The 11701-nt window shown below is 44.1% G+C and carries 10 protein-coding genes; 4 read left to right on the top strand and 6 right to left on the bottom strand.

Annotated features, from left to right (window positions below):
- Positions 1–2 precede the first annotated feature (2 nt).
- The 4 genes from BUA78_RS01185 (at position 3) to BUA78_RS01170 (ending at position 4201) form a co-directional block, all read left to right on the top strand.
- Positions 3–899, top strand: coding sequence for a branched-chain amino acid ABC transporter permease (locus BUA78_RS01185; protein WP_072910448.1), 897 nt, complete (start codon positions 3–5; stop codon positions 897–899).
- Positions 896–1942 (top strand): branched-chain amino acid ABC transporter permease, encoded by a 1047-nt coding sequence (locus BUA78_RS01180; RefSeq protein WP_072910447.1) that lies wholly within the window; start codon positions 896–898, stop codon positions 1940–1942. Before BUA78_RS01185 ends, BUA78_RS01180 begins: the two co-directional genes overlap by 4 nt.
- 82 nt (positions 1943–2024) lie before the next feature.
- Positions 2025–3215: an ABC transporter substrate-binding protein gene (locus BUA78_RS01175; RefSeq protein WP_072910446.1), complete on the top strand. Its 1191-nt coding sequence runs from the start codon at positions 2025–2027 to the stop codon at positions 3213–3215.
- 227 nt (positions 3216–3442) lie between these two features.
- On the top strand, positions 3443–4201 hold the full coding sequence (locus BUA78_RS01170) for a creatininase family protein (RefSeq protein ID WP_072910445.1): 759 nt from the start codon (positions 3443–3445) through the stop codon (positions 4199–4201).
- A 148-nt stretch (positions 4202–4349) separates the two neighbouring features.
- Here BUA78_RS01170 and BUA78_RS01165 read toward each other — a convergent pair whose 3' ends face one another.
- The 6 genes from BUA78_RS01165 to BUA78_RS01140 all read right to left on the bottom strand — a co-directional run bounded on the left by BUA78_RS01165 (position 4350) and on the right by BUA78_RS01140 (position 11682).
- Positions 4350–6131: an NADH-dependent [FeFe] hydrogenase, group A6 gene (locus BUA78_RS01165; RefSeq protein ID WP_072910444.1), complete on the bottom strand. Its 1782-nt coding sequence runs from the start codon at positions 6129–6131 to the stop codon at positions 4350–4352.
- A 21-nt stretch (positions 6132–6152) separates the two neighbouring features.
- Entirely contained in the window at positions 6153–7862 is a 1710-nt protein-coding gene (locus tag BUA78_RS01160) for a NuoF family protein (RefSeq protein WP_072910443.1), read from the bottom strand.
- Between the two features lie 22 nt (positions 7863–7884).
- Positions 7885–8364, bottom strand: coding sequence for an NADH-quinone oxidoreductase subunit NuoE (gene nuoE, locus BUA78_RS01155; protein ID WP_072910442.1), 480 nt, complete (start codon positions 8362–8364; stop codon positions 7885–7887).
- 331 nt (positions 8365–8695) lie between these two features.
- Entirely contained in the window at positions 8696–8899 is a 204-nt protein-coding gene (locus BUA78_RS01150) for a hypothetical protein (RefSeq protein WP_072910441.1), read from the bottom strand.
- Between the two features lie 270 nt (positions 8900–9169).
- Positions 9170–9628, bottom strand: a complete 459-nt coding sequence (locus tag BUA78_RS01145; protein ID WP_072910440.1) for a phosphatase — start codon at positions 9626–9628, stop codon at positions 9170–9172.
- A gap of 77 nt (positions 9629–9705) precedes the next feature.
- Positions 9706–11682: a [FeFe] hydrogenase, group A gene (locus BUA78_RS01140; protein ID WP_072910439.1), complete on the bottom strand. Its 1977-nt coding sequence runs from the start codon at positions 11680–11682 to the stop codon at positions 9706–9708.
- Positions 11683–11701 lie beyond the last annotated feature (19 nt).

The following is an 11701-nucleotide window of genomic DNA, read 5'->3' as shown; positions in this document are numbered from 1 at the left end:
CCATGGACAGTACATATTTATTGCAGCAAATTGTAAACGGCATTGGCTTAGGTAGTATTTATGCTTTGGTAGCCATCGGTTTTTCTATTACCTATAGCATTCTCCGCCTAATTAACTTTGCCCATGGTGATATCTTAATGATTGGTAGTTATTGTGCATTATTTATTTTTCTCTCCGGTAAGGTTCCTTTGGTGGTAGGTCTACTTTTGGCAATGGGTTTTGCTGCTCTGATCGGTATGCTGGTGGAACGGATTGCATATCGTCCTTTAAGAACTGCTAGTGAGGAATCTATGTTAATTACCTCCATAGCTCTATCTATTTTAATAGAAAATCTAGGCATCTTGACTGTTAGTGCCCAACCAAGAAAATTCGTTTTTCCAGAGGTTTTTGCCAAGAATCATGAGCTTGCTGGTGTGACCTTTAATAATATGACCATTCTCACAGTAGGTGTGGCGGTTCTTCTGATGATCTTATTGACCTTTTTTGTTAAGAATACCCGGTTGGGTACCGCCATGCGGGCCTGCTCAGAAAATATTGGAGTAGCACGTCTGATGGGGATAGATATCAATATTGTGGTGGCTATTGCCTTTGCTATCGGTTCTGCGCTGGCGGCTGTGGCAGGGATTATGCTGGGGGGACAGTACGGCAGAATTGATCCATTAATGGGTTTTATCCCCGGCCTTAAGGCCTTTGTGGCAGCGGTTATCGGTGGTATTGGTAGTATTCCCGGTGCTGTGCTGGGGGGATATTTACTGGGATTATTTGAAATTTTATTAGTTGGTTTTTTGCCAATAGAGTATACCGGATACCGTGATGCCTTTGTCTTTATTTTGTTAATTTTAGTGTTGCTCCTACGACCCAACGGTATTCTCGGTTCTGCTGAAGGGAGAAAGGTATGATGAACCTTCAAAAGAAAAAGCTTTACACCCTACTGGCTCTGGTGGCTCTGTTCGTTATACTGTTTATTTGTAATATGCTGTTAAGCCCGTACCATATGCGGATAATCAATTTGGTCGGCATCAATATTGCTTTGGTTGTCAGCCTTAACCTAACCAATGGCTTTTGTGGGGTTTTTTCTTTAGGACATGCAGGCTTTATGGCGGTTGGTGCCTATGTGGCTGCTATTTTATCACTACCCTTGGTAAAAAAAGCAATTATTTTACCAGAACTTCCGAAGTGGCTAGGTTCTGTGGAATTAAGTTTTTTACCTTCATTAATCATTGGCGGGTTAGTGGCTGCTATCTGTGCCCTGATCATCGGTTATCCTGTGCTTCGCCTGAGGGGTCATTATTTAGCTGTGGCCACACTAGGTTTTCTGGTGGTTATACAAGTAGTAATTACCCAGTTGCAAGACTTTACCCGGGGTGCCAGAGGAATTAATGGCCTTACTCAATATACCAATACTTGGTGGGTATGGATTTTTACCTGTATTACCATCTATGTTGTGTGGCGTATTATTAACTCAGCCTATGGTAGAGGAATGATGGCCATACGTGAGGATGATTTAGCTGCGGAGGCGATGGGGGTTAATTTAACGAAGTACCGCTTGTTGGCCTTTTGTGTGGGTGCTTTTTTTGCAGGCATTGGTGGTGCTCTGTGGGCACATTTAATTACTGTGGTTACACCTCTTTCGTTCTCCTACGACCGTACCTTCTCATTGGTGGTAATGTCAGTTATCGGTGGTATGAGTAGCATCACCGGCGGGGTAGTGGGGGCATCCCTAATGACCTTAGTCCCAGAACTGTTGCGCAACTTGGAAGTTGGCATTACCGTCGGGGGAATCAGCATTCCTCCTTTGTATGGGATCAGTCAAATCGTACTGTCCGTTGTGCTGATTATTGTGATTATTGTGCGGCCTAAAGGTATCGTTGGCTCAAGAGAATTTAGCTGGAATCTATTTAAGAAGAAAAAGTGGAATACCATGAATCAAATGGAAAATTAGGCATTTTATTTTATTCAGGAGGTGATTCATCAAGAAATAATCTTTTTTAAAGTAGACTCAATAATAAAGGAGGATAATTAAAGTGAAAAAACTCTTGGTCTTACTTTTCTCACTGGTATTGGGAATAGCGCTGACTGGTTGCGGTGGTTCCCAAGAAAAAGAACAGCCTAAGCAAGCAGGGGAGAGCGGTGGCGACGTTATTAAAATTGGTGCTATCTATAATGTGACAGGTGCCCAGGCTTCTCTGGATGGTCCATCACTCAATGGTTTTAAATTAGCTGCCAAAGAGATTAATGCTGCTGGTGGAGTAAATGGTAAAAAGATCGAAGTTGTTAGTATTGATGGTAAGACAGATCAAACTTCCTCCACGAACGCTGCCTCGAAATTGGTAGATGTAGAAAAAGTATCTGCCATTGCTGGCTTTAGTGATTCCAACTATGCCTTAGCGGCTGGTCCTATCGCTCAGACTGCCGGAGTTCCCTTTATCACTTCTGGTGCCACACTGCCCAGCATGCCAGAGCAAGTGGGTGACTTCTTCTTTATGGCTGCTTTTGGTGACGATGCCCAAGCTTATGCTGCTGCGGACTACGCTGTAGATGCTTTACAGGCTAAAAAAGCCTATGTTTTAAAAGACACTGCTATGGACTTTACCATGAACTTAGCAGCCTTTTTTGAAGAACGTTTTAAGAGTAAGAATGGTGACAGCGCAATCCTTCTAGAGGATACATTCAAAACCGGGGATCAAGATTTCTCTGCCCAGATTACCCGCTTAAAGGCACTTAAAGAAAAACCCGATGTATTGTTTATTTCCTCCGGCCCTTCCGATTGTGGTCCCATTGTTAAACAACTGCGTGATGCCGGCGTAAATATTCCTGTTGTCAGCGGCGATGGCTTTGATACTCCTCTGTTGATTGAACTGGGTGGTAAGGGTGCCGAGGTTGATACTTACTTTGCGACCCACACCTGCTTAAATAGTGATGGAGAAAAAGTTAAGAAGTTCGTAGATGATTATAAAGCTGAGTACAATAAAGAACCCGAAAACGCCTTTGCAGCCCTCGGTTACGATACCATGCACCTCATTGCAGATGCTATCAAGCGAGCCGATTCTGCAGACCCGAAAGCCATTCGGGAAGCTTTGTTGCAAACCAATAATTTTGCAGCGGTTACTGGTAGCATTACCTATGCCGATGGCAAGCGTGTACCTAAGAAATCTGTTTCCATCTTAAAAGTACAAGATGGCAAGTTTTCATTAATTAAAGAAGTTACTCCCTAATTAGTAGATAGTAAGTAGCAGGTTGGGCGTAGATACTGTTACCCTAACCTGCTTTTTATCACTTTTAGGATAGAAGTATAAAATTTCTATTGATGAAAGTATAAGAAAAACTAAGGCTTCGCCTCTGCTTGCCTGCCTGTGACCTATAAGGTTATGACCTGCCCTATAGGGTACGTCAAAGACTTGGCGTAAGCCAAGTTTTTCTAACTTAAAAGGAGGTATTTACTATGAGCACTCTCCAGAAAATGACGGGGCATCAATATTTAAATGGTAGTAAATATGACAAAGCAATTTTAGCAGTTGGTTCCTGTGAGAACCATGGTTTTCACTTACCTTTTGGTACAGACACCTTTGTCTCCTCCATGTTGGCTGAAAAGGTAGCAGCCGAGGTGCCTGATTTGCTGGTTTTACCCCCGATCAATGTTGGGGTAAGCGAACACTACGCTCACTTTCCCTTTACTCTCACGTTGCGCTATGAAACATTAATTGCTGTATTAAAGGATATAATGACTTCTGTCATTAAAAATGGGATTAAAAAAATCTTTATTATGAACGGACATGATGGAAATATAGCTCCTATTGAAGTGGCTGCCAGATCCATTAAAATGGAATATCCCGAGGCAAAAATAGTCTCATTGGATGCCTGGTGGGTAACTGCAGGTAAACTACTGCCTGCCAACACATTCGAAGTATGGGATGGCCTTGGACATGCTGGTGAAGGAGAAACCTCCATTGGCTTAGCTTTGTTCCCTGAATTGATTGAGATGGAACATGCTCGGGGGGTTGTTCCCAATTTGCCGGACAGTGTAGATATTAAATGGAACTTTGCTGAATTGACTGACTGTGGTGCCACAGGTGATCCTACAAAGGCTACACAGGAAAAAGGTAAACTAATGGAAGAAGTATTGGTGAAAGCGGTTGTTACGTTCTTTAAAGATATGGAAGAATGCAACTGGAAATATAATTCTCCCCAGTCTGCGTTATAGGTTTAATTCTAGGTGGGCTTTATCAGAAAATGATGATGTCGCAGAGCATGGAATTGAGCGGTGGATAATACCATCCCCAACTAGTCTTTCAGTTATTATCAGGATAGATAAAAAGAGAGGGCTTGCATTTAGCAAGCCCTCAAGATTTTTAGTGATGATCACCACTGGGAACTTTATCAGGTAAGCCTTCGGGTTTTCTATAAACGCCGCGTGGGACATAGTGGGTATGCAGCAGTTTATGGGATTTTTCACCCAGAGGTTGACCTAAGAATTCTTCGTAAATAGCCGTGATGGCTGGGTTCTCGTGAGACTTACGGATCGGTAGATCTTCGTCAGCCTTATAGGTACCGGCAATACGCTTGAGGCGAATGTCCAGGTTGGTAGGAATAGGTTGACCGCCGCCACCTATGCAGCCACCAGGACAGCACATGATTTCGATAAAGTGGTAATCTGCTTCACCGGCGCGGATCTTATCCAGCAGCTTACGGGCGTTACCCAGAGTATGGGCCACAGCAACTTTTACTTCCAGATCGCCAACCTTTAAGGTCGCTTCCTTAATGCCTTCCATACCACGAACGGGTGTCAAGTTAATATCAGGCATCGCTTCCTTGGTGATAACTTCATAAACGGTGCGTACGGCAGCTTCCATTACACCGCCAGTGGCACCAAAGATAACCGCTGCACCGGTGGAAAGACCCATGGGAGCATCGTAATCTTCATCAGGCAAGCTTTCCCAATCGATACCGATTTCGCGCAACATACGGGCCAATTCACGAGTGGTAAGTACAACATCAACATCTTGATAGCCGCTGTCTGTAAGTTCATCACGTTGAGCCTCGAACTTTTTAGCAGTACAGGGCATGATGGATACGCTGTAAATGCTGGCAGGGTCAATGGCTTTCTTCTCAGCATAGAAGGTTTTAGCCAGGGCACCAAACATTTGTTGCGGCGATTTACAGGTGGACAGGTGAGCCAATAGGTCAGGATAGTACATTTCAATGTATTTAATCCAACCAGGGCTACAGGAAGTAATCATCGGCAGCACGCCACCTTCGGTGACACGCTTGATGAACTCGTTTCCTTCTTCAATGATTGTCAGGTCGGCAGTGAAGTCTGTATCCATGACACTGTCAAAGCCTAGGCGACGCAGAGCAGCAACTAGTTTACCAGTGCTAACAGTACCGGGTTCCATACCGAATTCTTCTGCAATGGCTACCCGTACGGCAGGTGCAGTTTGTACCAGTACGTGCTTACTGGGATCATCCAGAGCTCGCCATACCTTGCCGGTATCATCCACTTCAGTAATGGCACCGGTGGGACAGACTAAGGAACACTGACCACACATAGCACAGTTTACATCATTTAGGCCTTGATCAAAGGGAGGAGCAACAATGGTTTCAAAACCACGGTTCACAGCACTAATGCACTTAACTCCCTGAACCTTTTCACAGACGGCTACACAACGACGGCAAAGGATGCATTTGCGCGGATCACGAACAATAGAGGGGGAGGAATTATCAATATCGTCTTTGCTATGGCTTTGAGCCGGTCTAACAAAACGAATTTCCGTAAGTCTCATTGCTTCAGACAAGGCTTGTAATTCACAGTTATTGTTGCGCAGGCAGGTGTTGCACTCCTGCGGGTGATTGGATTGAATTAATTCCAATGTCATCTTGCGGGAAGCCCTAACAGCTGCTGAATTGGTTTTTACAACCATTCCTTCTGTTACAGGAGTTACACAAGCTGCCTGGAGGGCCCGGGCGCCTTGTACTTCAACCACGCAAATACGACATGCGCCGATGGCATTAATCTCTTTCATATAGCACAGAGTAGGGATATTGATGCCGATTTGTTTCGCAGCATCTAATATGCTAGTACCCTGCTCAACTTCCAATTTTACATTGTCAATGGTAAGTGTTACGGTTGCCATATGCCTTTTCCCTCCTATCCTCTAGGATTTTAGGCCTTTACGGGGCATTTTACAAACTCCCGCCGGGCAGTTTTTATCTTTGATGTGAGCTTCAAACTCATCTTTAAAGTAACGCAAAGTGCTGAGGATGGGGTTCGGAGCAGTTTGACCCAGTCCACACAGAGCAGATGCCTTAATGGAGTTGGCCAGTTCAACTAACAATTCCAAATCGCCTTCCTTGCCTAAACCTTTGGTAATACGTTCGAGAATTTCTAACATTCTCTTGGTACCAATACGGCAGGGAGTGCACTTGCCACAGGACTCGTCCTGAGTGAAGCCCAGATAGAATTTAGCTAAGTCGACCATACAGGTTCCTTCATCAACGATAATCATACCACCGGAACCTACGATGGAACCTAGGGCAGCCAGGTTTTCATAATCAATGGGGGTATCCAGATAAGCAGCGGGTATACAGCCACCTGAGGGGCCTCCGGTTTGGGCAGCCTTAAAGGCTTTGCCATCGGGTACACCACCACCGATATCTTCAACCATTTCCCGTAGGGTCAGACCCAGGGGAATTTCCACTAAACCAGTATTGGTGATCTTGCCAGCCAGTGTGAATACCTTGGTACCTTTACTCTTTTCGGTACCCATAGAAGCGTACCAATCACCGCCATTGATAATAATAGGACAGATGTTAGCCCAGGATTCAACGTTATTAATGACGGTGGGTTTAGCAAACAGACCTGAAACGGCCGGGAAGGGGGGACGTGGACGAGGTTCGCCACGACGACCTTCGATAGAGGCGAGCAAAGCAGTTTCTTCGCCGCAGACAAAGGCACCAGCACCAACACGAATTTCGATATCGAAACTAAAGTCGGTTCCTAGGATGTTATTGCCCAATAAACCAACTTCTCTGGCACGGCACAGAGCTTTGTTATAGTGATCAATGGCTCTGGGATATTCTAAGCGAATATAAGCGAAGCCCTTACTGGCACCAACCGCATATCCGCCAATGGTCATGGCTTCGATGACGGAGTAGGGATCATCTTCCAGTACCGAACGATCCATAAAAGCACCTGGGTCACCTTCATCACCATTACAAACAATATATTTCTGATCAGCTTGCTGATCCAAAACAAATTGCCATTTTACTCCGGTGGGGAAGCCAGCACCGCCGCGGCCACGCAGACCGGATTTTTTTACTTCATCCACAACCTGTTGAGGGCTCATGCCTTGTAGGACTTTGGCCAGAGCTTTATAACCATCCATGGCGATGTATTCTTCAAGGGAGGTTTGGCTAATTAGACCACAATTACGCAGAGCATTACGCTTTTGCTTCTTGAAGAAGGTCATGTCAGACTTGCGAGCCTGTACAGACCCATCGGCAGCATGATAACATAAACGCTCAACAAATTTTCCATTCTTTAGATGAGAAGAGACGATTTCTTCTGCATCTTCTGGTTGTACCCGACAGTAGTAATAACCCTCGGGAAATACGGTGATAACAGGACCCATTTCACAGGTCCCCATACAGCCGGTTACCACCACTTTTACAGAATCTTGTAAACCGTGGCTGTCAACAGCCTTTTGGAATGCATCCAGGGTATTTTGACAACCAATTGATAAACAACCGGTACCACCGCATACCAGAACGTGATATTTGAAGTTATCAGAGGGTTCTTCACCCAAACGCAATTTAATAGATTCCTTTGCAGTTGCTCTTAATAATTCGAGTTCAGCAAAATTCATATATTTCACCTCCCTAGAGGTATTATTCATATTTGGCCAATATTTCGTTTACTTTTTCTGCTGTCATACGGGGATAAACTTCACCGTTAACAGTTAAGACAGGTGCAATGCCACAGGCACCTAAACATCTTACTAAATCCAGGCTAAAGCGACGATCCTCAGTGGTGTTGCCGGCTTTAATGCCCATTTCTTGTTCCAGTATTGTTTGTACATCTGGAGCGCCTTTAACGTAGCACGCGGTTCCCAGACAAAGGTTAACGCAATGTCTACCCCTTGGACGCAGACTGAAGGCCGCATAGAAGGTGGCAACCCCATAAACATCACTAAGGGGAACACCCAGTTCTTCGGCGGTTTTCACTAAGAAATCCTTTGGTAAGTAGCCATGTACTTCCTGGATGGCGGCCATCACCACAATAAGGCCGTTAGAATTGCCCTTATATTGAGCAAATAATGCATCCAGCTTTTTCTCTTGGTCGCAATTGCATTTGCACTCTGCACCCATGCAATGGTTCCTCCTTTCGAAGGTTACGTAGTTGTACGCCCATGGAGGGCTTGTTTAAAATGGTAAGGCCTGTACTGCAAATCCGTGGAAAGAAAGGTAGCATCTATTTTTGTTTTGCTACCCCACCACAAAACCCCTGAAAGTAGCTAATCAAAAGACTGACTTAGGAACCACCACCCTCCGAAAATTAATTTTCCCGGCTGAAAATACATTAACCGAAAGGTAAATTCAATAGTTAGTAGTAATACAATTAGTGTGTAATGAATTTTATGATGAAAAATTCTGAATATGACCTTTTCGTGTCGGAAACTTTTACAGGTGAACGAAGTATTTAGGATAGGCAAATTAGTTGACCATAATGATCAAAGGATGGTCGCAATTCTTTTTTTTCTTGGGAATCCATAAAAACATATTGCTCATAAGCATCGATACATGGTTCGAATTTTGGTACGATTACAGAACTATCACTGGTGATGGAGTATTTGGCAATGTTCGTTATAAGGATTTGCCCGTTGATCAGTTGTTGAGTAAGCAACTGTCACACCTCCATTCCCTACTAAATATTCTATTGTTTTACCGCAGTTAAAACTGTCTGACAAATGACATAATTATTATTTTAATTAGACAAGTATCACTTCTTAAAAGATTATAAATATTCAAACAATTTCAACTATAATAATTCTAACCTAGAACGTTCGTGAGCGTCAAGTAGTTTTGCGTGGATTTTGCCAGCAATATTTCGACAAAGCATAGTGTTAGAATAGCAATTTTTTAATTATATATGAATATAATTAAAATGGTGGAGTTAAAAGTACTCCACCATTACTTGTTTGCCCATATTTTTTAGAATCTCCACCAGTTCCCTGGCAAACCGACTTTTTACGATAGGTTTAGCAGGTAAGCTTAAACTCCGCTGAGATTTATTAACCGCCATGCCGATTAAAAAAGAGATAGATGTAGCCTCAGTTAAAGCAGCGGCCAGGATGCTGGCGTCATTTGGGGAAGGGGAAGCCTCTGCTTGATCCTGATTCATAAAGATATCCAGCACTTCACTTAAAATGACAGTACCATCGGTAACCAGGAGCAAATCATTGACACTATCCAATCTTTGTTCCGGAGGTAAGAGTCGAGAAACCATGTTGGCAGTGCTGGAGCCGCAGATAATTTTTTTCCCTGCTTCGGCTAAGAACATAGTGACCATTCTTTGGTCGTCTTCAGGATATTTAGCAGGTCCAATGAGTAAAGTTAGATGTTTTTTCGTCATATTCATCACCAAATCTATTTTATCATAAAAAAGTGGGTACTAACTACTGTTAGCACCCAGGATTTATAATATTTACGTTATGAACAGCAGCCGCAACTGCAACCGCACTTGGCCTTAATAGAGTCTATTACGTTTTCCTCGGTAACATGGAGGATCTCGTTATTTACCTTAACAGAGATACCTTCACCACAGCTTTCCAAGCAGAAAACTCCTTTTACCTTAACGGGTAGGTTGGCCAGTTTTTCAACGATGGCCAGGGAACCTTTCTTCAGGCAGCCTTCACCCAAACAAACAGTAATTTCCGGACCTTCGCCATCTTTAATAACGATTTCGTTACCGGCAATACGTTTTTTCGCCTGGTAGTGAGTGTGAAGGTCGTGGTGAGTCTCATGATTGCAGCAACCGTTCCAGTATTTTTCAAAGATCTTGTCAAGATCTTCGTTATCTTGGGCTTTGTGCAGAACTAATTTTGAATCAATATTGTAGATTTCCTTGGCTCTGGCTAACCGATGTTCGCTATTATTTTGGAAGGGCTGTCCGCCACCACCTACACAACCACCGGGGCAAGCCATAATTTCAACAGCATGAACATTTAATTCACCGGATTGAATTTTTTCAATCAGTGCTTCAGCAGCAGCTAAACCATTGGCCACGGCCAGGGTTAATTTATTGTCGCCTACGTTGATGCTAGCTATCTTGGTATCTTCCATACCACGGGTAAATTCTACATCAACCCGTCCCTCGGCATTGAGAAGCTTACCGGCAACATAACGAACTACCGATTCCATTACACCACCGGTGGCACCGAAGAGAACACCGGAACCAGTGGCTTGCTCCATAGGTTGATCAAACCTAGAATCTTCTAAATTTTTGAAAATGATACCAGCTTCCCGGAACAGACGGGCTGTTTCCACGGTGGTTAACACAGCATCCACGTCATAGGAACCCTCAGTCATAAATTCAGGACGCTTGGCTTCATACTTCTTGGCGGTGCAAGGCATGATGGAGACGACAAATAGATCCTCCGGTGCAACGCCCAAGTCTTTGGCGTATTTCTTTTTCAATAAGGAACCGAACATCTGCTGAGGTGAACGGCAGGATGAAAGATTATTCAGTAGCTCAGGATGGAATTGTTCGGCATATTTAACCCAACCGGGGCAGCAGGAGGTAAAGAGGGGCAGGTTTTCTCCCTTTACCAAACGGCCCAGGAATTCATTAGACTCTTCAATAGTGGTCATATCGGCTGTGAATACTGTATCAAAAACTTTATCAAAGCCAACTTTTCGTAAAGCAGATACAATTTTGCCGGTAACTTCCACGGAACCAAGGTCAAATTCTTCGCCTAGCGCAGCCCGGGGGGCGGGAGCAATTTGGCAGACGACGGTTTTCTTGGGATCGCGGATAGCAGACCAAACCTCTTGGATAGCAGAGGAATTAGAGGTTAAAGCACCGCAGGGGCAAACCGCAATGCACTGGCCGCAGTTAATACAGGCAGACTCGGAAAGAGGCTGATCCATAGCTGCCACAATTTCAGTACGGGACCCACGGTTTTTGAAATCCCAAACGCCAATACCCTGCTTTTCTTTACAGACGCGTACACAGAGTCCGCATAAAATACATTTGTTAGGATCACGTACTACCGATAAGCTAGAAACATCTAAGGGTAGCATTTGGGCACGGTTGGGGTAACGCAAGCGCTTGATACCATAGTCACTGGCATATTTTTGCAGTTTGCAGGCACCACTGGAATCACAGGTGGTACATTCACGGTCGTGATTGGCCAGCAGTAACTCCAGAACCATTTTACGTACTTTATTGACTTTTTCAGAATTTGTGTATACCACCATACCGTCTGCTGGAGCAGTGGAGCAAGAGGCTTGTATCCCCATCCGTTCAATCTCTACCACACATAAACGGCAGGCGCCAACAATCGTTAATTCTGGGTGGTAGCAAAGGGTAGGAATATCAATACCAGCGTTGCGTGCCACAGCTAGAATATTCTTTTCATCAGTAAAATCTATAAGTTGACCATTTATGGTTATTTTACCACTCATCACGTCACACCCTTTCTCA

Source organism: Desulforamulus aeronauticus DSM 10349, from assembly GCF_900142375.1.
Taxonomy (GTDB): Bacteria; Bacillota; Desulfotomaculia; order Desulfotomaculales; family Desulfotomaculaceae; genus Desulfotomaculum; species Desulfotomaculum aeronauticum.
Note: the sequence above shows the minus strand (reverse complement) of the source record. Positions and strands in the feature narration are given on the sequence as shown.